Here is a 25,281-nt window from a genome sequence, read left to right as displayed (position 1 = left end):
CGTAGCACCGCGCCGATGGACCGCCCCAATTACATCACCCCCGCCGGCTTCGCGGCGCTGCGCGCCGAATATGACACGCTGTTCGCCACCGAGCGTCCCGCGCTGGTGGAGACGATCGCCTGGGCCGCGGGCAACGGCGATCGCTCGGAGAACGGCGATTACATCTACGGCCGCAAGCGGCTGCGCGAGATCGACCGGCGACTCGGCTGGCTGTCCAAGCGGATGAAGGCGGCCAAGGTGGTCGATCCCGCGGCGCAGCCCGATCGCACGCGCGTGTGGTTCGGCGCGAGCGTCACCATCGCCGACGAGGACGATCATCAGCGCGCGCTGACCCTGGTGGGCGACGACGAGGCCGACGCGGGCGCGGGTCGGATCGGCTGGAACGCCCCGCTCGCGCGCGCGCTGCGCGGCGCGGCGGTGGGCGACCTGCGCCGCGTCCACCTCCCCGCGGGCGAGCGTGACTATGAGATCGTCGCGATCACTTATCCGGCCGGATGAGGAACGGCGCCCCGCCGCGGCCCGTTGGTGCCTGCGAAGGAGAGAGCCGATGGCCGACGAGAACCCGCGTACCCAGAGCGCGCGCGCGCATGACGACAAGCAGGTGATCGAGGGCATGATCCCCGCGGGCGAGGCGGTGCCCGGCAGCGCCGGCGGCGCGCTGGCACGCGACCTGGGCAGCCGCGCCGATCTGGCGCAGGTCGACGCCCCCGACGCCGAACAGCGCGCGACCAAGCAGGACGACATCGATTCGGGCCAGGCCTATGGCAGCGACCGACGCTGACGCCGTCCCGATCCGCACCGCCGCGGCGCGCCAGCACGCACTGGTAAAACGCTGGCGCGCCGCCTAGCGTGCGCCGATGCAGTTCCTGAAGCTCCTGTTCTGGTGCCTGATGGCGTTCCTCGCCGCGGTGTTCACCTTCGGCAACTGGACCACCATCTCGATCCAGCTGTTCGGCGGGCTGGTGGCGGAGGTGAACCTCCCGCTGCTGCTGCTCACCACCTTCCTGCTCGGCTTCGTGCCGACGCTGGTCTATCAGCATTTGATGCGCTTCCGGCTGCGCCAGCGGCTCACCGCCGCGGAGCGCGCGCTGGAGACCGAGCGCGCGCTCGCCGCCGCGCGCGCGGGCGATCCCGCCGTGCCGGCCACCGTCGCGCCGTTTGCCCCGCCACCGCCCGCCGCGGTGCCGGGTGCCGTGCCGCCGGGAGTCGCGTGATGAGCAGCCGGGTCTTCGTCGCGCTCGACACCCCCGATCTGACGCGCGCGCAGGCGCTCGCCACCAAGGTCCGGCACCATGTCGGCGGGATCAAGCTGGGGCTCGAGTTCTTCTGCGCCAACGGCCCCGCGGGGGTGCGCGCGATCGAGGAGATCGGGTTGCCCGTCTTCCTCGACCTCAAGCTCCACGACATCCCCAACACCGTGGCCAAGGCGGTGCAGTCGCTCGCGCCGCTCGCCCCCGCGGTGCTGACCGTCCACGCCGCCGGCGGTCGCGCGATGCTGGAGGACGCCAAGGCCGCAGCGCATCCCGACACCAGGGTGGTCGCGGTGACGATGCTGACCAGCCTCGACGAGCGCGACCTCGCCGACACCGGCGTGGCGGGCAGCGCGCACGACCATGTGCTGCGCCTCGCCGAGCTGGCGCGCGCCGCCGGGTTGGACGGGATCGTCTGCTCGGGCGCCGAGGTGCGCGCGGCCAAGGCGGCATGGTCGGACGGCTTCTTCGTGGTGCCCGCCGTACGCCCGGCGGACGGCGTCGTCGGCGACCAGAAGCGCGTGGTGACGCCGCGCCAGGCCGCCGACGACGGCGCCTCGATCCTGGTGATCGGCCGCCCGATCACCCAGGCCGAGGACCCCGACGCCGCCGCGCGCGCGATCGCCGCGACGCTGTAGGACCCTTGGGGGCTACCGCGCAGCCACGACCCGCACCTAGGTTGGCGTAGAAGCTGTCCTCCTCCACTCCTGCCGTCATCCCGGACTTGTTCCGGGATCCACCGTGCCGCACTTTCTGACGGCGTTGCTCCCGCCGAAGGGTGGATCCCGGACCAAGTCCGGGATGACGGGGAAGAAGTAGGGCTGCCGCCACGAAGGTCCCGCCCCACATGACGCCGTTCTCCGCGTCGCCCTCCAAGCGTGGCATTCCCGCCCCGCCACGCCTATGTCGCCGCCTCCACCGCTCGAGTCCGTCATGCCCGTCACCGCCAAGATCTGCGGCCTCTCCACGCCCGACACGCTCGACGCCGCGCTCGCCGGGGGCGCGAGCCATGTCGGCTTCGTCTTCTTTCCGCCCTCGCCGCGTCACCTCGCCTTCGACCAGGCGGCCGCGCTCGCCGCGCGCACCGGCGATCGCGCGCGGCGCGTCGGCGTCTTCGTCGACCCCGACGACTCGCTCGTCGCCGAGGCGGTCGCCGCGGCGCGGCTCGACGCGATCCAGCTCCACAAGGTGACTCCCGGGCGCGCCGCCGCGCTGCGCCGAACCGCCGGTGTCGAAACCTGGGTCGCGCTGGCGGTGAAGACCGCCGCCGACCTCGCCGCCGCGCCCACCTTCGCCGGCGCCGCCGACCGGCTGCTCTACGACGCCAAGACCCCCGACGACGCCGCTTTGCCCGGCGGGATGGGCGTGCGCTTCGACTGGCGGCTGCTCGACGGCGCACGCCACCCGCTCCCTTGGGCGCTGTCGGGCGGGCTCGACGCCGGCAACGTCGCCGAGGCCGCGGCGCTGACCGGCGCGCGGCTGGTGGACGTCTCCTCCGGCGTCGAGCGCGCGCCCGGCGTCAAGGACGTGGACAAGATCGCCGCCTTCCTGCAACGGGTCGCCCAGCTATGACCGACACGCTCATCCCCGATCTCGACCCGGCGGCCCGCGCCAACAGCCTGCGCCAGCAGCCCGACACGCGCGGCCATTTCGGCGACTACGGTGGCCGCTACGTCGCCGAGACGCTGATGCCACTGATCCTCGAGCTCGACCGCGCCTATCGCTCGGCGCGGCAGGACCCCGCGTTCAAGGCGCAGTTCGACGACCTGCTCGAACATTATGTCGGCCGCCCCTCGCCGCTCTACTACGCCGAGCGGCTGACCGAGACGCTGCGCCAGAGCGCCGGCGAAGGCATGGGCGCGCAGGTCTGGTTCAAGCGCGACGAGCTCAACCACACCGGCGCGCACAAGATCAACAATTGCATCGGCCAGATCCTGCTCGCGATCCGCATGGGCAAGACGCGGATCATCGCCGAGACCGGCGCGGGCCAGCACGGCGTCGCCACCGCCACGGTGTGCGCGCGCTTCGGCCTGCCGTGCGTGATCTACATGGGCGCCAAGGACGTCGAGCGGCAGCAGCCCAACGTCTTCCGCATGAAGCTGCTCGGCGCCGAGGTGCGCGCGGTGGAGAGTGGGGCGCGCACGCTCAAGGACGCGATGAACGAGGCGCTGCGCGACTGGGTCGCCAATGTCCACGACACCTTCTACATCATCGGCACCGCCGCCGGCCCGCACCCCTACCCCGAGCTGGTGCGCGACTTCCAGAGCGTGATCGGGCGTGAGGCGCGCGCGCAATTGCTCGATCGCACCGGCCGCCTGCCCGACCTGCTCGTCGCCGCGATCGGCGGGGGGTCGAACGCGATCGGGCTGTTCCACCCCTTCCTCGACGATGACGTCGCGATGCTCGGCGTCGAGGCCGCCGGAGAGGGGCTCGACGCCAAGCACGCCGCCAGCCTCGCGGGCGGCTTCCCCGGCGTGCTCCACGGCAACAAGACCTATCTGCTCCAGGACGAGGACGGGCAGATCGCCGAGGCGCACTCGATCTCGGCCGGGCTCGATTATCCCGGCATCGGCCCCGAGCATGCCTGGCTCAAGGACATCGGCCGCGTCGAGTATACCGCGGTGACCGACACCGAGGCGCTCGACGCCTTCCAGCTGCTCTGCCGCACCGAGGGGATCATCCCCGCGCTCGAGCCGTCGCACGCGATCGCCGCGGTGGCACAGCGCGCCAAGCAGATGCCGGCGAACCGCATCATCCTCGCCAACCTCTGCGGGCGCGGCGACAAGGACATCTTCACCGTGGCGGCGGCGCTGGGAGTGAGCATGTGACGCGGCTGTCCGACGCCTTCGCCAAGGGCCGCGCCGCGCTGGTGTGCTTCGTCACCGCGGGCGACCCTGACGCGACCGCGACGCCGGCGATCCTCGACGCTTTGGTCGCTGGCGGCGCCGACGTGATCGAGCTCGGCATGCCCTTCACCGACCCGATGGCGGACGGTCCCGCGATCCAGGCGGCCAACATCCGCTCGCTCGCCGCGGGCACGCGCACCGCCGACATCCTGCGGATCGCGACCGACTTCCGCGCGCGCCACCCGCACGTGCCTTTGGTGCTGATGGGCTATGCCAACCCGATGCTGCGGCGCGGCCCGGACTGGTTCGCCGCCGCGGCGCGCGACGCGGGGGTGGACGGCGTGATCTGCGTCGACATCCCCGCCGAGGAGGATGAGGCGCTCGGCCCGGCGCTGCGCGACGCGGACGTGGCGATGATCCGCCTCGCCACCCCCACCACCGTGGGCGAGCGCGTCGGCGAGGTGCTCGCGGGCGCGGACGGCTTCCTCTACTACGTCTCCGTCGCGGGCATCACCGGCAAGCAGCAGGCGGTGCAGGCGTCGATCGAGGAGGCGGTGGCGCGGCTCAAGGCGGCGACCGACCTGCCCGTCGCGGTCGGCTTCGGCGTGCGCACCCCTGAGCAGGCGGGCGCGATTGCGCGCGTCGCCGACGGCGTGGTGGTCGGCTCGGCGATCGTCGAGCTGGTCGCGCAGCACGGCGCGGCCGCGGCGGCGCCCGTCACCGCCTATGTCCAATCGCTCGCGGCGGCCCTCGCGGCCACCGCCGAGGCAAGAGAGATGACCGCATGAGCTGGCTCAGCAACGTCCGCAACGCGATCGGTGGCTTCGTGCCCGGCGCCAAGACGCAGGGCGCCGACACCCTCTGGCACAAGTGCAAGGGCTGCGGCACGATGGTGTTCAACAAGGAGCTGGAGGACAACCAGTTCGTCTGCCCGAACTGCGACCACCACGAGCGCATCGGGCCGAAGCAGCGCTTCGCCTATCTGCTCGACGAGGGCAGCACCGAGGTGCTGGCGCCGCCGCGCGCCGCCGAGGACCCGCTCAAGTTCCGCGACTCGAAGCGCTATGCCGACCGGCTCAAGGCGGCGCGCGCCAGCACCGGCGAGCAGGACGCCTTCGTCAACGCGCGCGGCACGATCCACGGCCAGCGAGTCGTGATCGGCGTGCAGGACTTCGCCTTCATGGGCGGCTCGATGGGCCAGGCGGTCGGCGAGGCGTTCGTCCAGGGCGTCGAGGCCGCGATCAAGGACCGCGCGCCCTTCATCGTCTTCACCGCCAGCGGCGGCGCGCGCATGCAGGAGGGCATCCTCAGCCTGATGCAGATGCCGCGCAGCACGGTGGCGATCCAGCTGCTCCACGACGCCGGCCTGCCCTATATCGTCGTGCTGACCGATCCGACCTCGGGCGGCGTGATGGCGGCCTATGCGATGCTGGGCGACGTCCAGATCGCCGAGCCCAAGGCGACGCTCGCCTTCACCGGCCGCCGCGTGATCGAGAACACGATCCGCGAGAAGCTGCCCGAGGACTTCCAGACCAGCGAATATTATCTCGAGCACGGCCTGATCGACATGGTGGTCCACCGCCGCGAGCTGCGCGACCGCCTCGCCACCGTAATCGGCTATCTCTGCGGCGAGCGCCGCGCCGCCTGAGGCGACGCGCCCCCGCCCGATGGCCGACCACGCCGTCTCCGCCGACCCGCGCGTCCAGGCGCAGCTCGACCGGCTGTGGGCGCTCTCGCCCGGCGCCGACGTGCTCGGGCTGGAGCGGATCACGCGGCTGCTCGCGCGGCTCGGCGACCCGCAGCGCGATCTGCCGCCGGTGTTCCACGTCGCGGGCACCAACGGCAAGGGCTCGACCTGCGCCTATCTGCGCGCCGCGCTGGAGGCGGCGGGGCACCGCGTCCACGCTTATACCAGCCCGCACCTCGTCCGCTTCAACGAGCGCATCCGCCTCGCCGGCCGTCTCATCGACGACGACGCGCTCGCGCCGCTGCTGGCGGAGGTGCTCGACGTCGCGGGCGACCTCGGCGCGAGCTTCTTCGAGGTGACCACCGCCGCCGCCTTCCTCGCCTTCGCGCGCGCGCCCGCGGACGCCTGCGTGATCGAGGTCGGGCTCGGCGGCCGGCTCGACGCCACCAACGTGCTGCCCGCGCCGCTGGTCTGCGGCGTCGCCGCGCTGGGGATCGACCACCAGGCCTTCCTCGGCGACACGCTCGCGCAGATCGCGGCGGAGAAAGCGGGGATCGCCAAGCCGGGCGCGCCGCTGGTGACGATGCTGTACCCGCCCGAGGCGGCCGAGCCGGTGGCGCGCGCCGCCGCGGCGGCCGGCGCGCCCCTGCTGGCCGAGGGCGCGGCGTGGCAGCACCGCGTGACCGAGGCCGGCGTCGAGTTCAGCGACCGGCGCGGCAGCGTCACCCTTCCGCTCCCCGCGCTGCCGGGCGCGCACCAGGCGCACAATCTCGCGCTCGCCGCGGCGATGCTGCGCGCGCAGGACCGGCTCGCGGTCGGCGACGCCGCGCTCGCCGAAGCGGCGCGCGGCGCACGTTGGCCGGCGCGGCTCCAGCGGCTCGGTGACGGTCCGCTCACGGCGCCGCTCGGCGCCACCCCGGTGTGGCTCGACGGCGGCCACAATGAATCAGCCGGCCGCGCGCTCGGTGCCGCGATCGACCGGGTCGCCGGCGCGGGCGAGGCGCGCTCGCTCGCCTTGGTGCTCGGCATGCTGGCGAACAAGGACCCGCGCGGCCTGCTCGCGCCGATCGCGCACCGCGTCGGGCAGCTCGTCGCGCTGCCCGTGCCCGGCCATGCGCACCACGATCCGGCCGATCTCGCCGCCTTGGCGCGCGAGCTGGGCGTGCCCGCCACCGCGACCGCGGGCTCGCTCGGCGCGGCGATCGACGCAGTGGCGCAGGCGGCGCCCGGCGCGCTGCTGATCCTCGGCTCGCTGTACCTCGCCGGTGAGGTGTTGAAGGCGAACGACGAGCTGCCCGACTAAATCCAAGTTTGCGATTGACTATCAATAGCGCGTGAACGACCTTGCGGGACGAACGAGGAGTCGCCCGTATGTCCGAGCTGTCCGCCGCCGCCACCCTCCAGGCCCTGCCCTATGCCTTGCCCGAGTGCGGCAACGCCCGCGTCGTCCTGTTCGCGATGCGGCGGATGGGCGCGCATGGACTGGCCGACGCGCGCGCGGCGCACGCGCTGTTCACCGCCTTCGGCGAGGCGTTCCGCCGCCCGCTGACGCTGATCCGCGCGCTGATGGCGGACATGGCCGCCAACGCCGCCGCGCCGATCGCGATCGCGCCGTGCTGCTGCGCGCGCATGACACCCTCGGAGCAGGTGCTGCTCTCGGTGCTCGCGCGCGTCGAGACCCGCGTGGAGAGCGCGCGCCTGCTGATGCAGGACCTGCTCGGCCAGCGCCACGTCGACGGCGTGCTCGCCAGCGCTGCGGCGGTGGCGATGGCCTTCGCCGACGAGGGACGGCCGGTGTCGCTGTGAGGCTGGGGCGCCCGCCCTTCTTCCCACCTGCGTGGTCGAAGAAGGGATGACGCGCCTCGTCCCGCGCGATGGCCCTATGCCATCCGCCCGTCGCGCGCGTCGCCCGGTCCCTCGGTGCCGGCGCTGCCGACCGAGCGGTCGATCAGCCCCGAACGCCCCATCCAGAAGAACAGCAGCACGCCCGGCAGCGCGGCCGCGACCGTCAGCCAGTAGAAGCCGACATAGCCGAACCGCTCCACCAGCGCACCCGCGGTGGTGCCGGTGACGATCCGCCCCACGATGCTCGAGGCGGCCGAGATCAGCGCATATTGCGCGGCGGTGAAGCGCAGGTCGCACAGCGCCGAGAAATAAGCGACCACGGTGACCCCGCCGATCCCGGAGGCGACGTTCTCGAAGATCATCGCGCCCGCCAGCCCCAGGTTGCTGTGCCCCGTCGCGGCGAGCAGCGCGAAGCTGACGTTGGACACCGCCATCAGCACGAGGCTGAGCAGCACCGAGCGCTTCATGCCCAACCGCGCGTAGAGCCAGCCGCCGATGAAGATGCCGACGAGGAAGGCCCAGAAGCCGACCCCGACGTCGTACAGCGCGATCTCGTCGTTGCTGAAGCCGAGTGAGTCGAGCAGCAGCCGCAGCACCAATTGCCCCAGCGTGTCGCCGATCTTGTGGATCAGGATGAACAGCAGGATCACCACCGCGCCGGGCCGCTGGAAGAATTCGGTGAACGGCTGCCACGTCGCCGCGAGCGCCTCGCCCATGCCGCGGCGGCGCACCGGATCGCGGTGGCGGCGCGGCTCGCCCACCACCAGCGCGGCGAGCATGGCGGGCAGCGCCAGCGTCGCGCAGGCGCAATAGGCCGCGGTCCAGCCGTAGCGCGCCGCCACGATCAGCGCGAGCGACGCCGCCCCGGCCGAGCCGATGCGCCAGCCATATTGGCTCATCCCCGATCCGACGCCGAGCTGGCGCGGCTCGAGGATCTCGATGCGATAGGCGTCGATGACGATGTCATAGGTCGCCCCCGCGACGCCGACGAGCACCGCGGCGACCGCGGTCGCGGCGATGCTGGCCCGCGGGTCGGCGAAGGCGAGATGCACCACCGCGGCGATCACCAGCGTGCCCGCGAACAGCAGCCACGACACGCGCTGGCCCAGCCGCCCGATCACCGGCAGCCGCACGCCGTCGACCACCCAGGCCCAGAGGAACTTGAGATTATAGGCGAGGAAGGCGAGGCTGAACGCGGTGACGGTCTTCTTGTCGATCCCGTCCTGCGCCAGCCGTGTCGTCAGCGTCGCGGCGATCATGGCGTAGGGGAAGCCCGAGGACACACCCAGCGCGAACGCCGCGACGGGGCCGCGTTCGACATAGGGCCTGATCCCGTCCCGCCAGGTCGTGCCGTCCGCGCGTGTCGCCATCAACTCGATCCGCTCCGTCTTCCTCTCCGGCGGCGAGACGCGCCGGATGGGCCGCGCTAGACGATCGTGACGCCGGCGTGAAGCCGCGCCACCGCGCCGCGACGGCGCTACGCGGTCGGCCGGTCATCGCGCTGGCCGGGTCGCACGGGGAGGCGCGATCCGTCGTCTGCGACACGGGAGGAGAGACGCCGCGGCCGCGCCGGTCGGCCGACCTCGCCGCGACGGGTGGGCGGCGCCAACGGGCAGCGCCGCCGGCCCTCAACCCTCGCCGCGGTAGATCGCGACCAGTTTCTCCAGCATCGCCAGCGCCTCGCCGCGCTCGCGCTGGAAGGTGTTGCGGCCGATGATCGAGCCGTTGCCGCCGCCCGCCAGAATGTCGCGCGCGTCCTGATAGACCGCGTCGGTCCCCTTGGCCGCGCCGCCCGAGAACACGACGATGCGCCGCCCCGCGAAGCTCGACTGCACGACGTGGCGGACGCGATCGGCCTGGTTCGACCAGTCGGTGCCCTCATAGGCCTTCTGCGCCTCGGGCTGCTCGATATGCGCGGTCGGCAGCTTGACCTTGATGATGTGCGCGCCGAGCAGCGCCGCCATGTGCGCGGCATAGGCGCCGACGTCGAGCGCCAGCTCGCCGTCCTTGCTGAGCTTGCCGCCGCGCGGATAGCTCCAGATCACGGTGGCGAGGCCCGCCGCGGCGGCCTCCTCGCGCAGCCCGCGGATCTGCTCCATCGACTCGAAGATGTCCTCCGAGCCGGGATAGATGGTGAAGCCGATCGCGGCGCAGCCGAGCCGCAGCGCGTCCTCGACGCTGCCGGTCTGCGCCTGCGCGTTGCGGGTCGCCCAGCTGTTCGAGCTGTTGAGCTTGAGGATGGTCGGGATGCGCCCCGCGAACGTATCCGCCCCGGCCTCGAGCGAGCCGAGCGGCGCGGCATAGGCCGACAGCCCGGCGTCGACCGCGAGCTGGTAGTGGTAGTGCGGGTCGTAGGCCGGCGGGTTGACCGCGAAGCTGCGCGCCGGGCCGTGCTCGAAGCCCTGGTCGACCGGCAGGATGATCAGCTTGCCCGTGCCGCCCAGCTTGCCGTGCATCAGGATACGCGCGAGATTGGCTTTGATCGCCGGGCTGGTGGCCTCATACTTGTCGAGGATGGACTTCACGATCGGAGTCATATTTCGTCCCTATCCAGTTGTACTTAAAGCGCTAACCAGCGGCGCAATGCCTGATCGACCTGCTCCATGCGGGTCGCCGACGCATGGCCGATCACTTTGACGATGCGGTGACGCCGCACCGAGGTGATACGGTCCACCTGCACCTCGCACTCGACCGTCAGCCCGGTATGTTCCTGCGGCGAGATGGCGACGCGGAAGAGCGACTCGCCCCCCACCACCGCGGTGAGCGGGCAGAGCGTGACGGTGGCGTGCGTCTCGTTGAATAAATCGGCCTGCACCACGACACACACGCGCGCACCGCCGGCCGCCTCCTCTGGTGCGGCAAGCTCGACGATGGCGCCGTGCGTGATCGCGGGCGCGGTGTCGGCCGCGCCGGTCGCCTGCTCGGCCAGCGTCACCGCCATGCCGAATCCTCCGCCTCGATCGTCTCCCAGAAGGCATAATCCTGCCGCGTATCGCGGCGCGACGCGCGCTGCGACTGGCGCCGCGCCTCGCGCCGGAACGCCTCGTCGTGCAGCTCGACATAGCGCCGCACCGCCTCGCGCGCGATGTCGCTCTTGCTACGCCCCTGCGTGCGCGCGACCGCCGCGAGCCGCTCCTCCAGTTCCGTGTCGAGCCTGACGCCGAGCAACCGCACCTCCGTTTAACGCGTTAAACGATAGGGTGCCTTGGTGGGGTTGGCAAGCCTTGTCTGTCCGACATCGGTGAGGCTGTGCGAGGATCGCGGCGCTCTTTCTCCCGTCGACATGACGGGCGTGTGCGCCGGCCCGGTCGCGATTGTTACGTCATGCTGCGCCAGCCATTCAACTTTCTCAACATTCGCTTGCTGAGGAGAGCGGGATGCGTGGAGGCGCGAGGGGTTGCGGATCGGGGTGCGGGGGCTGCATGCGTGACCCAGATCCTCCCCGGCGCGGGAGGATTTAGCGCGCCATCACCCTCTCTCCCAGATACCGCACCAGCGCCGCCACGTCCGGAAGGTCCGCCACCAGCAGCGCCTCCCGCTCGGCCGCTTCGGACAGCCCGAGCCGGGCCGCCGCGTCGAGCGCCACGTCCTCCACCTCCGCGCGGTCGAGCTTGAGGAAGCGACGCAGCGTATCCTCCGGCCGCGGCACCACGCCCGCGCCATAGTAGGGCGCGAGCGCGTCCCGCACCGCCGGCGCGACGCCGGGGTCCAGCTCGGGGAAACAGGCGTCGAAGTCCGCCGCGGCCCAGGCCGCGCGCGCTGCCACCGCGCCGCGCACGCGCCGCACCATCAGCCAATTGGCCCAGAGCGCGCCGATCACGTACAGCGCGGTGAGCGCGCCGACCTTCTCCCAGCCGGTCACGCCCGCGTCAGGCGCGCGCGATCGCGCCCGCCTCGTTGTAGCGCAAGGCGGTCAGCACGGTGCGCACGATCGCGTCGGCGTCGAGCCCCGCCTCGGCGTATTGGACGTCGGGCTTGTCCTGGTCCTGAAACAGATCGGGCAGCCGCATCGTGCGGATGCGCAGGCCGGCGTCGGTCAGCCCCTCGTCGGAGGCGAGCGTCAGCACGTGCGCGCCGAGGCCGCCGATCGCGCCCTCCTCGATCGTCACCGCCACCTCGTGCGAGGTGAGCAGGCGACGGATCAGCGCCTCGTCGAGCGGCTTGGCGAAGCGCAGGTCGGCTACCGTGGTCGAGAGGCCCTTGGCATCGAGCGCGTCGGCCGCCTTGAGCGCCTCGCCCAGCCGCGTGCCGAGCGAAAGGATCGCCACTTTCTTGCCCTCGCGCACGATCCGGCCCTTGCCGATCTCGAGCGCCTTCGGCTCGGCAGGCAGCGCCACGCCGGTGCCGTTGCCGCGCGGGTAGCGTACCGCGATCGGGCCGGAGTCGTGCTCGACGCAGGTCTGCACCATATGCGCCAGCTCGGCCTCGTCCGCCGCCGCCATCACCACCATGTTGGGCAAGGTGGCGAGATAGGTGACGTCGAAGCTGCCCGCATGGGTGGCGCCGTCGGCGCCGACCAGCCCGGCGCGGTCGATCGCGAAACGCACCGGCAGGTTCTGGATCGCGACGTCGTGGACCACCTGGTCATAGGCGCGCTGCAGGAAGGTCGAGTAGATCGCGCAGAACGGCCGCATCCCCTGCGCGGCGAGGCCGGCGGCGAAGGTCACGGCGTGCTGCTCGGCGATGCCGACGTCGAAGAAGCGCTCGGGATGGGCAGTGGCGAACAGGTCGAGCCCGGTGCCCGAAGGCATCGCCGCGGTGATCGCGCAGATCCGCTGGTCCTTGTCGGCCGCGGCGCTGAGCACCTGGCCGAACACGTTCTGATAGGCCGGCGGCCCCGGCGGCGCCTTGGCCTGGGTGCCGGTGATCACGTCGAACTTCTGCACGCCGTGATATTTGTCCGCCGCGTTCTCGGCGGGGGCATAGCCCTTGCCCTTCTTGGTGACGACATGGACGAGGATCGGCCCCTCCTCCGCGTCGCGCACATTCTCCAGCACGGGGATGAGATGGTCGAGATTATGGCCGTCGATCGGCCCGACATAATAGAAGCCGAGCTCCTCGAACAACGTGCCGCCCATGGTCATGCCGCGGGCATATTCGTCGGTCTTGCGCAGCGAAGTGTGGAACGGCCGCGGCAGCCGGCGCGCGAAGCGCTTCATCAGCTCGCGCACGCTGAGGAACTCGCGACTCGACACCATGCGCGACAGATAGGCCGACAGCCCGCCCACCGGCGGCGCGATCGACATGTCATTGTCGTTGAGGATCACCACCAGCCGGTTGCCCGCCGTCTCGGCGTTGTTCATCGCCTCATAGGCCATGCCCGCGGACATCGCGCCGTCGCCGATCACCGCGATCGCCTTGCCGGGCGCGCCGCTCAGCTTGTTGGCGGTGGCGAAGCCGAGCGCGGCCGAGATCGACGTCGAGCTGTGCGCCGCGCCGAACGGGTCATAGTCGCTCTCGCTGCGCTTGGTGAAGCCCGACAGCCCCCCGCCCTGCCGCAGCGTGCGGATGCGATCGCGCCGTCCGGTCAGGATCTTGTGCGGATAGCATTGGTGGCCGACGTCCCAGATCAGCCGGTCGCGCGGGGTGTCGAAGACATAGTGGATCGCCACGGTGAGCTCGACCACGCCCAGGCCGGAGCCGAGGTGGCCGCCGGTGTGGCCCACGGCGGAGATCGTCTCCTGGCGCAGCTCGTCGGCGAGCTGGCGGAGCTGGTCGGGCTTCAGGGTGCGGAGCGCGTCGGGCGTCTCGACCGTGTCGAGCAGCGGGGTATCGGGGGCATCAGCCATCTAGCCGGAATAGCTGAGCGACATCAGCCTGTCGATTACCGGTTTCGGCGATCGGGACGAGATCGGCACGCGGATGCGCGCGCGCGATGGCTCAGTGCGTCGCCGCGGAACAGTCACGACAGCGGCCGCGCAACTCGATCACCGGCCGCTCGGCCGCGAAGCCCGACGCCGCCGCGGCGTCGCGCAAGCCGCGGGTGAGCGAGTCGTCGTCGAAATGAGTCGTCGCGCCACAGCCGTCACAGACCAGGAAGATGCAGTCGTGGCGGCAGCCGGGATGCGCGTTGGCGACATAGGCGTTGGCGCTCTCCACCCGCTGCGCCAGATTGGCGGCCACGAACAGATCGAGGATGCGATAGACGCTGTTGGCCGCGATCCGCCGCCCCTGCGCCTGCGACACCGCCTCGGCGATATCATAGGCGGACGCGGGCTTGGTGAAGCCGCTCAGCGCCGCATAGACGCTCTCGCGCATCGCGGTCCATTGCTCGCCGGATCGCTCCAGCGTGTTGCGTGCCGCGGCGAGCAGCGCCGCGCCCTCGGGTTCGTGATGTCGGTGCCCCATGATCGCTCCAAGTTAGGGCCGCGGGCACGTGCCAGCAAGCCGCCCGCCGTCTCAATCCCGGGCGGTGCGGTTCACCATATGCCCGGCCGCGAGCAACACCACGCCGGCGACGGTGAGCAGCGACTCCACCACATGCGATTCGCCGTGCGGGACGATCACCGCGGTCGCCATCAGCGCCAGCCCGGTGCCGCCCAGCGCGACCGGCAGCAGCCGGCGATGCGCCAGCATGCCCCGGCCGAAGGCGACCAGCCCGAGCGCCAGCGCGAGCACCAGCCCGACCTCGTGGATCATCGGGCTGCCGAGCAGCCCGCCCGCGGTGGAGAGCACCGCGACCATCACGGTGGTGGCGAGGCAGTGGACGACGCACGCCGCCGACAGCCAGATCGCCCAGCGGTCGATCCGGCCGGCGCGATCGCGATCGGGGGCATGGGACGTCGGCACGGCGCCCAATTAGGCGCTCGCGTCCCATGTTACAACGTCTCATCCGCAGATTTTTTGCGCCCCGCGGGAGGCGTGGTGTCGCCGGACGCGATCGGCTACGGGGCTGGGCATGCGCCACGTTCTCGATGTCGAGCGCTCGATCCTCGGCCAGCCCTGGCGCTGGCGCGCGCTGGCGACCGACCAGCGCGAGCGGTTCGTGCCCGACGACCTGTTGACCCAGTTGCTGCTCGCGCGCGGCTGCCCGCGCGACGGGCTGGACGCGCACAAGGCGCCGTCGATCCGGCTGTTCATGCCCGACCCGTCGATCTTCCGCGACATGGACGCCGCCGCGACGCGGCTCGCCGATGCGGTGGTGGCGGGCGAGCAGGTGGCGGTGTTCGGCGACTATGACGTCGACGGCGCGACCTCGTCGGCGCTGCTGGCGCGGCTGCTCGGGGCGCTGGGCCGCGCGCCGCGCGTCTATATCCCCGATCGCCTCACCGAAGGTTATGGCCCGAGCGTCGCGGCGATGGAGCGGCTGGCGACGGAGGGCGCCACGTTGATCGTGACGGTCGATTGCGGCGCGCAGGCGTTCGAGGCCCTGGCGGCCGCGCGCACCGATGTGATCGTCGTCGATCACCATCAATGCGCCACCGAGCTGCCCCGCGCGCTCGCGGTGGTGAACCCCAACCGCCGCGACGAGACCGACGGCGCCGCGCACGGGCATCTCGCCGCTGTGGGGGTGGCGTTCCTGCTCGGCGCCGCGCTGCTGCGCGTGCTGCGCGGCCGCGGCCATTTCGCGGCGCGCGCCGAGCCGCGGCTGCTCGATCTGCTCGATCTGGTGGCGCTCGGCACCGTGGCCGACGTGGCGCAGCTGCGCGGGCTCAACCGCGCCTTCGTCGCGCAGGGGCTCAAGGTGCTGGCGCAGCGGCGCAACATCGGGCTCGCCGCGCTCGCCGACGCGGCGCGGCTGACGCGCGCGCCGACCGCGACCGACCTGGGCTTCGCGCTCGGGCCGCGGATCAACGCGGGCGGCCGCGTCGGCCGCGCCGATCTCGGCGTGCGGCTGCTCACCACCGAGGATCCGGTGGAGGCACGGGCGCTCGCCGCCGAGCTCGACCGGCTCAACGAGGAGCGCCGCGCGATCGAGGCGATGGTGCAGGAGGCGGCCGAGGCGGTGCTGCGCCAGGACCGCGCGGTCGGTGTGGTGGCCGGACAGGGCTGGCATCCCGGCGTGATCGGGATCGTGGCGGGACGGCTCAAGGAAAAGACCGGGCGCCCCGCGATCGTGATCGCGCTCGACGAACAGGGGATCGGCAAGGGATCCGGCCGCTCGATCACCGGGGTCGATCTCGGCGCCGCGATCCTGGCCGCCCGCGAGCAGGGATTGTTGCTCGCCGGGGGCGGCCACGCGATGGCGGCGGGGCTGACCATCGCGGCGGATCAGCTCGGCACCTTCGCCGACTGGCTCGAAGCCCGGCTGGCGGACGCGGTCGCGACCGCTCAGGCGGGGCGCGCGTTGCTGGTCGATTCGGTGGTGGCGCCGGGAGGGGTCACCCCCGCGCTGGTGGAGACGCTCGAGGCGGGCGGCCCTTATGGCAGTGGCTGGCCCGCGCCGCGGGTGGCGGTGGGGCCGGTGCGCACGATCAAGGTCGACGTGGTCGGCAACGGCCATGTCCGCGCCATCGTCGCGGGCGACGACGGCCGCAGCCTCAAGGCGATGGCCTTTCGCGCCGCGGACACGCCGCTGGGCCAGGCGCTGCTCGCCGCCGGGCCGTCGCGGCGGCTGTGGCTGGCGGGGCGCGCGCGGCTCGACGAATGGAGCGGGCGCGGCACCGCCGAACTGCACCTCGACGACGCCGCCTGGGCGGGCTGAGCGCACGGCGAAGCGGCTTGACCCTCCGCCGCTTTCGCCCTAGGCGACCAACCGCCGCATGGCCCCTTCGTCTAGTGGTTAGGACGCGGCCCTTTCACGGCTGAAACACGGGTTCGAGTCCCGTAGGGGTCACCACATCGCCGACGGGCAACACCAGCCCCGGCCGCATTCCGGTCGCTGCTGACGGAGAAGCCCGCGCCTCATTCCGACACCTCCGCGACGTCGGCCGCGGTCATGGTCGGCGCCGATGCCTGCTCGGCCATCGTCACATAATCGAGCTTGCCCGTGCCCAGCACCGGCAAGGAGCCGACCACCCGGACGTCCTTGGGGACCGACAGTTCAGCGATGCCGTTGCCGCGTGCCCAGTGTTGCAGTGCGCCGGCGGTCGCCCCCGGGCGGGTCGTGAACAGCACGAGCTGCTCGCCCTTGCGGGGGTCGGGGCGGGTCACCACGGCGTGCTCGCCTTCCGGCCATAGGCGCGCAGCATAGCTCTCCACCGCCGGCAGCGACACCATCTCGCCACCGATCTTGGCGAAGCGCTTGGCGCGGCCCTTGATCGTCACATAGCCCGCGTCGTCGATCGTCACGATGTCGCCACTGTCGTGCCACCCGCCCGCGGGCGGTTGCAGCACGCCCGGCGCATCGGCCTTCAGATAGCCCGCCATGATGTTCGGCCCGCGGATCGACAGGCGCCCGCCGTCCGCGATCCCCGGCACCGCCTCGACCTTGGCCTCGACGCCGGGCAGCAGCCGCCCGACGCTGCCCGCCTTGAAGTGCATCGGGGTATTGACCGCGATCACCGGCGCCGCCTCGGTCGCGCCATAGCCTTCGAGGATGCGCAGGCCGAACTTCTCGGCATAGGTCCGCCGCGTCTCCTCTCGCACGCGCTCCGCCCCCGCGAAGATGTAGCGCAGGGCGTAGAAGTCGTAGCCATGGGCCATGCGCGCATAGCCCGCCAGGAAGGTGTCGGTGCCGAACAGGATGGTCGCGTTGGCGTCATAGGCCAGCGCGGGCACGATCCGGTAATGGAGGGGGCTGGGGTAGAGCAATGTCTTCACCCCCGACAGGATCGGCAGCAGCGTCCCGCCGGTCAGGCCGAAGCTGTGGAAGACGGGTAGCGCGTTGAGCACCACGTCGGCGGAGTTGAAATCGATCCGGGCCGACAGTTGGAGGCAGTTCGACAACAGGTTGCGGTGGGTCAGCACGACCCCCTTGGGCAATCCTTCCGACCCGCTGGTGAACAGGATCACCGCGGGCGCGTCGGGCGACACGTGGTGCCGGCGGTGCAGCCGCCCGGCCCAGCGGGTCGCGAGCAGCGCGCGCAGCTTCGCCAGCCCGCCGATGGTGGCGCCGACATCCTCCAGATAGACGATCCGCAGCCCCGTCGCCTCCAGCCCGGCGATCACCTCGCCCAGCTTCGCCTGCTGGACGAACGCGCGCGCGGTAATGACGGTGCGCAGCTGAGCGGCGGTGCAGGCCGCCGTCAGACTGGCGAGTCCGGCGGTGTAGTTCAGCATCGCCGGCACGCGACCGATGCCCTGGAGCGCGAAGAAGGTCGCGACCACCGCATTGACGTTGGGCAGCATCAGCCCGACCGCCTCGCCGGGCCGCGTCATCTGCGCCAGCGGACGCCCCAGCGCGATGCTGCCGGTCAGCAGCCGCCCATAGCTCATCGCTTCCCGCTTGACGTCCTCCACCACGCGGCGGCTGGCGCCATGCACCGCGCTGGCGTCGAGCAAGGCCTGGTAGAGCGTGCGATCGGCGTCCGAGGTCGCGAAGATCATGTCGCTCATCACGTCGTACAGCTTCGCACCCGCGGCGGCGCGACGTTGCCGCGCCGTCTCTCCCTCCACCTCGAACCGGCGTGGTGGGAGGATGGTGAGGTCGATCTTCGGGAAGGTCCGCAGCCGCACCTTGCCCTTCAGCCGCGAGAAGGGCGTGAACTGCGCGCCCGCGATCCGCACCGGGATGATCGGCGCCTCGGCCTTGTCCGCGACCATGCCGGGACCGTCGAACACCTTCATCAGCGCGCCGGTGACGGTGATCCGGCCTTCGGGGAAGATGACCAGCGTGCGTCCCTCGCGCACCGCCTTGACCATCGCCTTCGCCGCCATCGGATTGGTGGGGTCCACCGGGAAGGCGTCGAACATGCCGAGGAACGGCTTCACCCACCACGCCTTAGCGATCGAGGTCGCGACCGCGAAGGTCGGCTTGCCCGGCAGGAAGGCGGCGAGCAGCAGCCCGTCGAGGAACGAGACATGGTTGACCACCACGACCGCGCGCTCACCCGGCTGCGGCATGTTCTCGGCGCCATGTACGTCGACGCGATAGAACAGCACCAGCAGCGCCCGCACCAACGACTTGAACACCGTCTCCGGCAACAGCCAGCAGGAGATCAGCGCGACCGCCAGTGTCGCGAAGCCCATCGCACCGATGATGCCGGGCACGCTGGTGCCCATCGCCAGCAGGACCGTGACGATCACCACCATGACGACGGTGACCATGGCGTTGACGATGTTGTTCGCCGCGATGACGCGCGAGCGCTCGGCGGGATCGGTGCGGACCTGGAGGATGGCGTAGAGCGGCACGATGAACACGCCGCCCGCGAAGGCGAGGCCGGCGAGCCCGAGCAGGATCGGCCAGCTTCCCTCACTCGCCACGAAGGCACCGACGTCGGCGCCGCGCGCGGCGATCGTGTAGTGGCGCGTCGCCAGCCACAGCTCGATCAGGAACGCCGCCACGCCCAGAGCGGCGACCGGCACGTAGCGCGCCGACACCTCGCCGCCGAGCAGCTTGTTGACCACCAGCGATCCGGCCGCCACCGAGACCGAGAAAACCAGCAGGAACAGCGTCACCACCCCCGCCCCCGCGCCCAGCGTCCCGCTGACCAGCGGCGCGAATTCGGACAACAGGATCGCGCCGACCGAGAAGAACCAGCTGATGCCGAGGATCGCCAGCCACACGCCGCGTCGCGCGCGCGCGACCGACAGGATCTGGACCGTGCTGCGCCAGACGTTGCGTTCGATCGTCAGCCCCGTGACCAACGACGGTGCGCTCGGCACCGCCAGGCTGGCGAGGAAGCCCAGCAGCGCCACGCCCGTCGCGACCAGCCCCGCTTCCCACGCCGGGATCAGCCCGCCCGCGAGCTGCCCCGCCAGGATCGCGAGGAACGTGCCCGCCTCGATCAGCCCGGTGCCGCCCATCAGCTCGTGCCGCCCGAGATGCTGCGGCAGGATCGAATATTTGACCGGGCCGAAGATCGTCGAATGCACCCCCATCAGGAAGAGGCAGGCGAGCAGCACCGGCACCGACTGGGACCAGAAGCCGCCCAGCGCCAGGAGCATGATACCGACCTCGGCGGCCTTGACCGCGCGCACCAGCACCGCTTTGTCCCACTTGTCGGCAAGCTGTCCCGCCAGCCCCGACAACAGGAAATAGGGCAGGATGAAGAGCCCGGTCGCGACCGTCGCCAGCAACTCCGCCTTGGCCGGCGCCGCGGCGTAGAGCGTGAAGTTGGCGAGGAACAGCATCGCGAACTTCAGCAGATTGTCGTTGAAGGCGCCCATGAACTGGACGGCGAACAGCGGCGCGAACCGACGGGTGCCGAGCAGTGACAGATCTGGTGCGGACATGATGGCAACTCCCCGGGGTACGAGGCGATAGCGTTGGAATCTTAACGGGATGCGTCGGGCAGGTAGCGGCTGTACAGCCACCCTACCCCGATCAGGCTGAAACCCAGCACCGCGAAGGATGCGATGCGTGCCAAGCCGTCGAGGCCCGCGGCGTCGAAGAGGAACACCTTGACGACCGCGGCCAGCATCAGCGCCAGGCTGGCGCGCCGCCAGTCTCGTGCCTTCCGGACGATGCCGATCGCCAGGAACAGCCCCGCGAGCAGCAATGCCATGATCGACCGGGCGATCTGCTCGCCCGCCCCGGTGCCGGTCCGGAGCGGCATCGGGGCGTGGCTCGCCTGACGCAGCAGCGTGAAGGCGGCGACGACGATGAGCAGCATCAGCGCTACGTCCGGCATCCGGCCCATCCCCGGCACCGCCGAGCGGGCGCGCCACAGCAGCGCTCCCGCGACGCCGTAGGAGATCGCCAGCCAAGGGCCGGGCTGCTGGAGCACGAACAGCGGGTTGAGCACCAGGCCCGTGAACCACAGGCCATGCGCCAGAGCGATCCCAGCCAGGATCGTCGCGGCGTCCCGCGCACCGGACCGCCATGCTGCCGCCGCGGCCAGCGCCAGCAGCACTTCCCAGAGCGACCGCGCCATCATCGTGCGCGCGACGAAGGTCGCACGGCTGTCGATCCCGATCGCGTGCTGCAGCACGACATGGACGGTGACTCCCACCAGCAGGCCGCCCAGGGCGAGGCCGACGCGACGCCTCTGCGCCGGTTGCGGCAGGAGAAGCGCCGCGGCCAGCAACGCGGCCCCGGGAAGTGCCAGTCGCAGCACCGCGTCCAGCAGCCCGGGCCAATCGCCCGCCACCACCATGGCGCCGCTTGCCGCGCTCGACGCCGCCCGCGTCCAGTCGAGCAACGGCAGCAACGACCAGCCCGCCGCGATCACCATCGCCGCGACGGCTGCCGGCAGCACGGTGACGCGCCGCGTCATGGCCAGTCCGAGCAACAGTCCCGCGGGAACGAGCGGCAACAGGTCAGCCGATAGCAGCTGCGCCGCCGCGCCATAAGCGATCACCACCGCCGCGGGCTGGAGCGCCACGGCGCGACGCCCGCGCGAACGGAGCGTCATCCCGATCGCGGTACATGCGGGTACGATCCACGCCGCGAAGGAACCGCTACCGGACGCGCCGACCAATCGACCGATCCCCCCGTCCACGCCGAGCAACGCGAGCGTCGCGACGCCGAAGACCCATCCGGCTCGCGCGATCCGCGGGTCCTCGGCCGCGTCCGCGAGAATGATCATCGCGGCGGCGAGCAACGCCGCGGCCGACGCCCATCCGGCGAACGTCAACATCTGCGCCGCCGCCAAGGCGCTGCACGCCGCCGCCGCGATCGCGAGCGTCGCGAAGCGCGTGTCCTCGGTACGTCCGGGCACCTTCCATCCGCGCGCCGCCACGCCCGCGGCCAGCGCCGCACCGACCAGCGTCACGGCTCCCATCGGCGCGAAATGCAGCGCCGGCAGCACGCCGAGCGCGACCGCGACCGCCGCCACCATCGGCGCGTCGATCGGGCGGGCACCCTCGCGCCAGACCCGCGAGGCGGCAGGCACGCCGTGGATGGCGACGAGCGCGGTCAGCAGCACGACCATGTCCCAGCCATCCGGCGCGGGCCAGGCAGCGCCGAGCAGGATCGCCACGCCCAGGGCCAAAGCGGGAAGACCGGCGAACACGGCGTCGCGCCGCGACAGCCACAGGATCGCGACCGAGATCAGCCCGAACAGCCCCCAGTCCAGCGGCGCGAACCCCTTCAGGGCGACCAGCGCGGCGAGTTGCGCGCAGCCGAGCACGCCCGCCCCCACGCGCAGCGTCGCGGCGCGGTCCCCGGTCAGGAGCAGCGGCAGCGCGATGGCGAGCACGATCGTGTAAAGCCCGATCGACAGCGACGCCGCGAGGTCGAGCGCGCCGCCGATGATCAGCCACGCTCCCCAGCCGAAACCGCCTGCCAGCGCCAGCGCGCCCAGCCACCATGAACGCTGCTGCTTCCCGAGCGCGCACAGCCCGCCGACGGTCAGCGCGAGATACAGCGTCAGCAGCGGCACGTCGGGTTCGCCGGCGCCGACCAAGGCGGGCGCGGCGAGGCCACCGGCCAAGCCCAGCAGCGCACTCGGCGCGCCGAAGCGCATCGCCAGCGTACAGGCGAGCACCGTCACCAGCGCCATCGCCATGAAGGCCACGCCCGGCGAGATCAGGCCATAGAGATGGACGGTCGCCAACGTCACGGCATAGAGCGTCGCGATCCCGGCGCCCGCCAGCGACTGCCGCACGCGCGGATCGCGCACCGCGGCGTCGCGACGCAGCGCCAGCTCCGCACCGCCGATCAGCCCGGCGCCGAACATCAGCCCGAGCACCACCCGCACCCAGGGCGAGAGCAATCCCGCCTCGATCGAATAACGGACGATCAGCACGCCCGCGACCGCCAGCGTCAGTCCCCCCGCCCAGATCGGCAGCCGCCGCCCGAACACATCTTCGAAGCGCGGCGTCGGGGTCGGGTCGGCGACCGGCGGCTCAGGCTCCGGGAAGGCGTCGTCGTGCGGCGGTGACGGATCGACGGCGGGCACCGCCACGGCGATCACCGGCGCCGGCGCCCGCTCCTGATCGGTGACAAGTGGTGCGGGCGCGTCAGCGACATCCTCGAACCAGGGCGGAACTGAGGACGCGACGCCCGACGCCTCCAGCAGCTCGATCCGTTCGCGCAGCCGCACCACCTCCTGCCAGACCAGTGCCAGCAGCACGGACAGGACGATCAACAGCACCGACGACATCGATCAAACTCCTCGATTCGACGGCACGCTACCATAAATTAAGCACCGCTCAATAGATAAATTGGACAGCGCTCAATTACACGGCTATGCCGAGCGAATGGGACGTCGATCAGACCATAGCCGCGTCGAACTGGAGGAGTTGATCCTGTCGACCGGCTCGGCGGTCATGGCCGAGACCGGCCTGGCCGGCTTTTCGGCGCGCGAGGTCGCGCGACGGATCGGCTATTCGATCGGCACGATCCACCATGTCTTCGGCACCGCCGATCGGCTGATCGCGGCGATCAACACGCGCAGCTTCGCCGACTGGGCCGCCTCGCTGCGCGAGCGGCTCGACGCGGCGGGGCCGGATGGCGACCGGATCGCGGCGCTGGTCGCCGGCTATTTCGGGTTCGCGCGCGAGCATCCGCATCGCTGGACCGCGATCTTCGATCACCGTCTGCCGGCGGACGGCGGCCTGACCGAGGCGGACGAGACCGGACGCGGCCTGCTGACCCAGATCGTCGTCGAGGAGATCGCGCGTGCCGCCGGTGGCGAGGTCGACGACGATATCGCTACCCTGTCCCGATCACTGATCGCGACGGTCCACGGTCATTGTGCCTTCGCCATCAGCGGTGCCTGGGCGCTCATGGGGGAAGCGGCACCCGAAGCGGCGGCGCTCGCGCGGGTGCGGGAGGCGCTCGCCGCTCGTTCGGCGCGCTGACCAGCGGGTCCGACCCTGGCTCAGCGCGCCGCGATGCTGCCGCTCGCCAGAAGCGCCAGCACCGCCGTTCCCGCGGCGAGCCGGTAGATGACGAAGGGCAGGAAGCTGCGCGTCCGAAGCAGGCGCAGGAACGCGACGATCACCCCATAGCCGACGGCGAACGCGATCATGGTGGCGAGCAGGGTCGGCCCCGCCCCCACCGGGTTCGCCTTGCCCCAGCTGTCGGCCAGCTCGAACAGGCCGGAGGCGAGCACCGCCGGGATCGCCAGCAGGAAGGAGTAACGCGCCGCCGCCTCGCGCGTGTAGCCGACCAGCAACGCCGCGCTGATCGTGCCGCCGGAGCGCGACACGCCGGGCACGAGCGCCAGCGCCTGCGCGACGCCGAGCAGCAGTCCGTGGCGCCAGCCGAGTCGCTCGATCGACCGGCAGCGCGCACCGATCCGGTCGGCCAGCCCGAGCACCAGCCCGAAGCCGATGAGCATGGTCGCGGTGACGTAGAGGTTGCGCAGATTGCCCTCGATCTGATGCTTGAGCGCGAGCCCGAGCACCGCGATCGGCAGCGTGCCGAGCAGGATGAGCCAGCCGAGCCGCGCGTCAGGCAACAAGGCCGCGCGCGGCCGCGTCAGTGCGCCGCACCACGCCGCCGCGATCCGCCAGATGTCGCGGCGGAAGTAGAGCAGCACCGCCGCCTCGGTCCCGATCTGGGTGATCGCGGTGAAGGCTGCGCCGGGATCGCTGCCAGAGGGCAGCAACGCCCCGGCGATGCGCAGGTGCGCGCTCGACGACACCGGCAGGAACTCGGTCAGTCCCTGCAACAGGCCGAGGAACGCGGCCTCCAGCCAGCGCCCGGTATCGGCGGCGATCATGCGCGATCGGTCCTTTCTGTGGTCGCGCGCCGACGCTCGCGCGGGCGGCGCAGCGCCGCGGCCTCGAGGCTGACGAACAGCAGCAGACCGATGGCGAGCGGGATGAGGTAATAGACGACGCGGAAGATCAGCAGCGCGGCGAGCAGCGCGGCCCGGTCCACCTGCGGCAGCGCGACCAGCATGATCGCCTCGAACACGCCGAGCCCGCCGGGCGCGTGGACGACCAGACTGGCGATGATGGCGATGAGATAGCTCACCAGCAGGGACTGATAGAGTTCCAGGCTGGCGGCGGGCAGCAGCACGAACAGCACGCCGGCGGCGACCAGCAGGTCGATCACCCCGAGCGCGAGCTGGAGCAACGCCACGCGCCAGCCCGGTAGCGGCAGCCGCCAGCCGAACAGACACAAGGGTGCGCCGCCTCGCCGCGCGAGCAGCAGGAGATAGCCGCCGAGCACGGCGAGGATCGCGACCGCCACGGCGCTTTGCACCGCGGGGGAAACGACCCAGCCGCCGATCGTCGGCACCGTCGGCACGATCAGCAGCGCCACGCCCAGCAGCAGCAGCGCGCCGAGCCAGAAGGTGATGCCCGCGGTCAGCATGATCTGCCCGACCTCGGACGCGGAGAGGCCGTGCCGCCGATAGATGCGATAGCGCGCGCTGCCCCCGGTCAGCACCGCGAACCCGAGATTGTGGCTGAAGATGTAGCTGGTGAACGACGCGATCGCGGCGATAGGGTAAGGGACGTGTCGGCCGATCAGGCGCAGCGACAGCACGTCATAGCCGGTCAGCACGCCATAGCTGGCCGCGCTCAACGCCAGCGCCGCGGCGAGCGCCGGCACGGGCATGGCGTGGAGTGCCGCTCGCACCGTGTCCCAGTCGGTCCCCGCGAGGATCTCGCGCAGCGCCATGCCCGCCACGGCCAGCACCGCGACCGTCAGGGTCGTCACGATCAGGGTACGGATCACGTGAAGTTGGTCTCGGCGTCTCACGCCGCGCGT

At 71.6% G+C, this 25,281-nt stretch carries 24 protein-coding genes and 1 tRNA gene; 13 read left to right on the top strand and 12 right to left on the bottom strand.

Translation table 11 applies throughout. The features are described 5' to 3' along the window. Nucleotides 1-15: 15 nt before the first annotated feature. From greB to EV292_RS17615, 10 genes are all read left to right on the top strand, one after another. On the top strand, nucleotides 16-498 hold the full coding sequence (greB, locus tag EV292_RS17660) for a transcription elongation factor GreB (RefSeq protein ID WP_132910557.1): 483 nt from the start codon (nucleotides 16-18) through the stop codon (nucleotides 496-498). A 49-nt stretch (nucleotides 499-547) separates the two neighbouring features. Next, nucleotides 548-781: a hypothetical protein gene (locus EV292_RS17655; RefSeq protein WP_132910556.1), complete on the top strand. Its 234-nt coding sequence runs from the start codon at nucleotides 548-550 to the stop codon at nucleotides 779-781. A 76-nt stretch (nucleotides 782-857) separates the two neighbouring features. Further along, nucleotides 858-1,214, top strand: coding sequence for a lipopolysaccharide assembly protein LapA domain-containing protein (locus EV292_RS17650; protein WP_132910555.1), 357 nt, complete (start codon nucleotides 858-860; stop codon nucleotides 1,212-1,214). Next, the gene (gene pyrF, locus EV292_RS17645) at nucleotides 1,214-1,888 is read left to right on the top strand and encodes an orotidine-5'-phosphate decarboxylase (RefSeq protein WP_132910554.1); all 675 of its coding nucleotides are present in this window, start codon (nucleotides 1,214-1,216) and stop codon (nucleotides 1,886-1,888) included. Before EV292_RS17650 ends, pyrF begins: the two co-directional genes overlap by 1 nt. Before the next feature lie 295 nt (nucleotides 1,889-2,183). Further along, nucleotides 2,184-2,822, top strand: a complete 639-nt coding sequence (locus tag EV292_RS17640; protein WP_132910553.1) for a phosphoribosylanthranilate isomerase — start codon at nucleotides 2,184-2,186, stop codon at nucleotides 2,820-2,822. Then, complete coding sequence (gene trpB / locus EV292_RS17635) at nucleotides 2,819-4,078, top strand: tryptophan synthase subunit beta (protein WP_132910552.1); 1,260 nt, start codon at nucleotides 2,819-2,821, stop codon at nucleotides 4,076-4,078. Before EV292_RS17640 ends, trpB begins: the two co-directional genes overlap by 4 nt. Continuing rightward, entirely contained in the window at nucleotides 4,075-4,884 is an 810-nt protein-coding gene (gene trpA, locus EV292_RS17630; protein WP_132910551.1) for a tryptophan synthase subunit alpha, read from the top strand. Before trpB ends, trpA begins: the two co-directional genes overlap by 4 nt. Then, on the top strand, nucleotides 4,881-5,744 hold the full coding sequence (gene accD / locus EV292_RS17625) for an acetyl-CoA carboxylase, carboxyltransferase subunit beta (RefSeq protein ID WP_132910550.1): 864 nt from the start codon (nucleotides 4,881-4,883) through the stop codon (nucleotides 5,742-5,744). The genes trpA and accD overlap by 4 nt, the downstream gene beginning before the upstream one ends. Nucleotides 5,745-5,763: 19 nt before the next feature. Then, nucleotides 5,764-7,086: a bifunctional folylpolyglutamate synthase/dihydrofolate synthase gene (locus EV292_RS17620; RefSeq protein WP_132910549.1), complete on the top strand. Its 1,323-nt coding sequence runs from the start codon at nucleotides 5,764-5,766 to the stop codon at nucleotides 7,084-7,086. Nucleotides 7,087-7,154: 68 nt separating this feature from the next. Beyond that, on the top strand, nucleotides 7,155-7,589 hold the full coding sequence (locus EV292_RS17615) for a DUF6628 family protein (RefSeq protein ID WP_132910548.1): 435 nt from the start codon (nucleotides 7,155-7,157) through the stop codon (nucleotides 7,587-7,589). Nucleotides 7,590-7,663: 74 nt separating this feature from the next. Here the strand turns inward: EV292_RS17615 and EV292_RS17610 are convergent, their stop codons facing one another. From EV292_RS17610 to EV292_RS17575, 8 genes are all read right to left on the bottom strand, one after another. Continuing rightward, nucleotides 7,664-8,998, bottom strand: a complete 1,335-nt coding sequence (locus EV292_RS17610; protein ID WP_132910547.1) for an MFS transporter — start codon at nucleotides 8,996-8,998, stop codon at nucleotides 7,664-7,666. A 258-nt stretch (nucleotides 8,999-9,256) separates the two neighbouring features. Further along, complete coding sequence (locus EV292_RS17605; RefSeq protein WP_132910546.1) at nucleotides 9,257-10,165, bottom strand: class I fructose-bisphosphate aldolase; 909 nt, start codon at nucleotides 10,163-10,165, stop codon at nucleotides 9,257-9,259. 23 nt (nucleotides 10,166-10,188) lie between these two features. Further along, nucleotides 10,189-10,569: a type II toxin-antitoxin system PemK/MazF family toxin gene (locus tag EV292_RS17600; RefSeq protein WP_132910545.1), complete on the bottom strand. Its 381-nt coding sequence runs from the start codon at nucleotides 10,567-10,569 to the stop codon at nucleotides 10,189-10,191. Continuing rightward, entirely contained in the window at nucleotides 10,560-10,802 is a 243-nt protein-coding gene (locus tag EV292_RS17595) for a ribbon-helix-helix protein, CopG family (protein WP_207913466.1), read from the bottom strand. Before EV292_RS17595 ends, EV292_RS17600 begins: the two co-directional genes overlap by 10 nt. A 283-nt stretch (nucleotides 10,803-11,085) precedes the next feature. Continuing rightward, the gene (locus EV292_RS17590; protein ID WP_132910543.1) at nucleotides 11,086-11,490 is read right to left on the bottom strand and encodes a hypothetical protein; all 405 of its coding nucleotides are present in this window, start codon (nucleotides 11,488-11,490) and stop codon (nucleotides 11,086-11,088) included. Nucleotides 11,491-11,497: 7 nt separating this feature from the next. Further along, nucleotides 11,498-13,417, bottom strand: coding sequence for a 1-deoxy-D-xylulose-5-phosphate synthase (gene dxs, locus EV292_RS17585; RefSeq protein WP_132910542.1), 1,920 nt, complete (start codon nucleotides 13,415-13,417; stop codon nucleotides 11,498-11,500). Between the two features lie 91 nt (nucleotides 13,418-13,508). Then, nucleotides 13,509-13,976, bottom strand: a complete 468-nt coding sequence (locus EV292_RS17580; protein WP_207913465.1) for a transcriptional repressor — start codon at nucleotides 13,974-13,976, stop codon at nucleotides 13,509-13,511. A gap of 51 nt (nucleotides 13,977-14,027) precedes the next feature. Next, on the bottom strand, nucleotides 14,028-14,417 hold the full coding sequence (locus EV292_RS17575; protein WP_132910540.1) for a MerC domain-containing protein: 390 nt from the start codon (nucleotides 14,415-14,417) through the stop codon (nucleotides 14,028-14,030). 109 nt (nucleotides 14,418-14,526) lie between these two features. Between EV292_RS17575 and recJ the strand changes: the two genes are divergently transcribed. Beyond that, nucleotides 14,527-16,272 (top strand): single-stranded-DNA-specific exonuclease RecJ, encoded by a 1,746-nt coding sequence (recJ, locus tag EV292_RS17570; RefSeq protein ID WP_132910539.1) that lies wholly within the window; start codon nucleotides 14,527-14,529, stop codon nucleotides 16,270-16,272. Nucleotides 16,273-16,332: 60 nt separating this feature from the next. Further along, nucleotides 16,333-16,407: transfer RNA gene (locus tag EV292_RS17565), tRNA-Glu, on the top strand. Between the two features lie 65 nt (nucleotides 16,408-16,472). On the opposite strand, the gene EV292_RS17560 is transcribed toward EV292_RS17565, so the two are convergent. Both EV292_RS17560 and EV292_RS17555 read right to left on the bottom strand, forming a co-directional pair. Beyond that, nucleotides 16,473-19,904 (bottom strand): acyl-[ACP]--phospholipid O-acyltransferase, encoded by a 3,432-nt coding sequence (locus EV292_RS17560; RefSeq protein ID WP_243693837.1) that lies wholly within the window; start codon nucleotides 19,902-19,904, stop codon nucleotides 16,473-16,475. Between the two features lie 41 nt (nucleotides 19,905-19,945). After that, on the bottom strand, nucleotides 19,946-22,717 hold the full coding sequence (locus EV292_RS17555) for a DUF2339 domain-containing protein (RefSeq protein WP_132910538.1): 2,772 nt from the start codon (nucleotides 22,715-22,717) through the stop codon (nucleotides 19,946-19,948). A gap of 97 nt (nucleotides 22,718-22,814) precedes the next feature. On the opposite strand from EV292_RS17555, the gene EV292_RS17550 reads away from it, so the two are divergent. Beyond that, complete coding sequence (locus tag EV292_RS17550) at nucleotides 22,815-23,417, top strand: TetR/AcrR family transcriptional regulator (RefSeq protein ID WP_132910537.1); 603 nt, start codon at nucleotides 22,815-22,817, stop codon at nucleotides 23,415-23,417. 20 nt (nucleotides 23,418-23,437) lie between these two features. Here the strand turns inward: EV292_RS17550 and EV292_RS17545 are convergent, their stop codons facing one another. Together EV292_RS17545 and EV292_RS17540 are read right to left on the bottom strand one after the other, a co-directional pair. Next, nucleotides 23,438-24,283, bottom strand: a complete 846-nt coding sequence (locus tag EV292_RS17545) for an undecaprenyl-diphosphate phosphatase (RefSeq protein WP_132910536.1) — start codon at nucleotides 24,281-24,283, stop codon at nucleotides 23,438-23,440. Continuing rightward, nucleotides 24,280-25,248 carry a lysylphosphatidylglycerol synthase domain-containing protein gene (locus EV292_RS17540; RefSeq protein ID WP_132910535.1) on the bottom strand — a complete coding sequence of 323 codons (969 nt, stop codon included), beginning with the start codon at nucleotides 25,246-25,248 and terminating at the stop codon, nucleotides 24,280-24,282. The genes EV292_RS17545 and EV292_RS17540 overlap by 4 nt, the downstream gene beginning before the upstream one ends. Nucleotides 25,249-25,281: the final 33 nt, after the last annotated feature.

It is taken from the genome of Sphingomonas sp. BK235 (assembly GCF_004345855.1).
Taxonomy (GTDB): Bacteria; Pseudomonadota; Alphaproteobacteria; order Sphingomonadales; family Sphingomonadaceae; genus Sphingomonas.
Note: the sequence above shows the minus strand (reverse complement) of the source record. Positions and strands in the feature narration are given on the sequence as shown.

What these genes read in the sequence shown, in the direction of transcription:
- pyrF (WP_132910554.1), top strand. Translation starts at nt 1,214, where the DNA reads ATGAGCAGCCGGGTCTTCGTCGCGCTCGACACCCCCGATCTGACGCGC.
- EV292_RS17550 (WP_132910537.1), top strand. Translation starts at nt 22,815, where the DNA reads ATGGGACGTCGATCAGACCATAGCCGCGTCGAACTGGAGGAGTTGATC.
- EV292_RS17650 (WP_132910555.1), top strand. Translation starts at nt 858, where the DNA reads ATGCAGTTCCTGAAGCTCCTGTTCTGGTGCCTGATGGCGTTCCTCGCC.
- recJ (WP_132910539.1), top strand. Translation starts at nt 14,527, where the DNA reads ATGCGCCACGTTCTCGATGTCGAGCGCTCGATCCTCGGCCAGCCCTGG.
- EV292_RS17605 (WP_132910546.1), bottom strand. Translation starts at nt 10,165, where the DNA reads ATGACTCCGATCGTGAAGTCCATCCTCGACAAGTATGAGGCCACCAGC.
- EV292_RS17610 (WP_132910547.1), bottom strand. Translation starts at nt 8,998, where the DNA reads ATGGCGACACGCGCGGACGGCACGACCTGGCGGGACGGGATCAGGCCC.
- EV292_RS17655 (WP_132910556.1), top strand. Translation starts at nt 548, where the DNA reads ATGGCCGACGAGAACCCGCGTACCCAGAGCGCGCGCGCGCATGACGAC.
- EV292_RS17560 (WP_243693837.1), bottom strand. Translation starts at nt 19,904, where the DNA reads ATGTCCGCACCAGATCTGTCACTGCTCGGCACCCGTCGGTTCGCGCCG.
- EV292_RS17600 (WP_132910545.1), bottom strand. Translation starts at nt 10,569, where the DNA reads ATGGCGGTGACGCTGGCCGAGCAGGCGACCGGCGCGGCCGACACCGCG.
- EV292_RS17555 (WP_132910538.1), bottom strand. Translation starts at nt 22,717, where the DNA reads ATGTCGTCGGTGCTGTTGATCGTCCTGTCCGTGCTGCTGGCACTGGTC.
- EV292_RS17620 (WP_132910549.1), top strand. Translation starts at nt 5,764, where the DNA reads ATGGCCGACCACGCCGTCTCCGCCGACCCGCGCGTCCAGGCGCAGCTC.
- EV292_RS17580 (WP_207913465.1), bottom strand. Translation starts at nt 13,976, where the DNA reads ATGGGGCACCGACATCACGAACCCGAGGGCGCGGCGCTGCTCGCCGCG.
- greB (WP_132910557.1), top strand. Translation starts at nt 16, where the DNA reads ATGGACCGCCCCAATTACATCACCCCCGCCGGCTTCGCGGCGCTGCGC.
- EV292_RS17640 (WP_132910553.1), top strand. Translation starts at nt 2,184, where the DNA reads ATGCCCGTCACCGCCAAGATCTGCGGCCTCTCCACGCCCGACACGCTC.
- accD (WP_132910550.1), top strand. Translation starts at nt 4,881, where the DNA reads ATGAGCTGGCTCAGCAACGTCCGCAACGCGATCGGTGGCTTCGTGCCC.
- EV292_RS17545 (WP_132910536.1), bottom strand. Translation starts at nt 24,283, where the DNA reads ATGATCGCCGCCGATACCGGGCGCTGGCTGGAGGCCGCGTTCCTCGGC.
- trpB (WP_132910552.1), top strand. Translation starts at nt 2,819, where the DNA reads ATGACCGACACGCTCATCCCCGATCTCGACCCGGCGGCCCGCGCCAAC.
- EV292_RS17615 (WP_132910548.1), top strand. Translation starts at nt 7,155, where the DNA reads ATGTCCGAGCTGTCCGCCGCCGCCACCCTCCAGGCCCTGCCCTATGCC.
- dxs (WP_132910542.1), bottom strand. Translation starts at nt 13,417, where the DNA reads ATGGCTGATGCCCCCGATACCCCGCTGCTCGACACGGTCGAGACGCCC.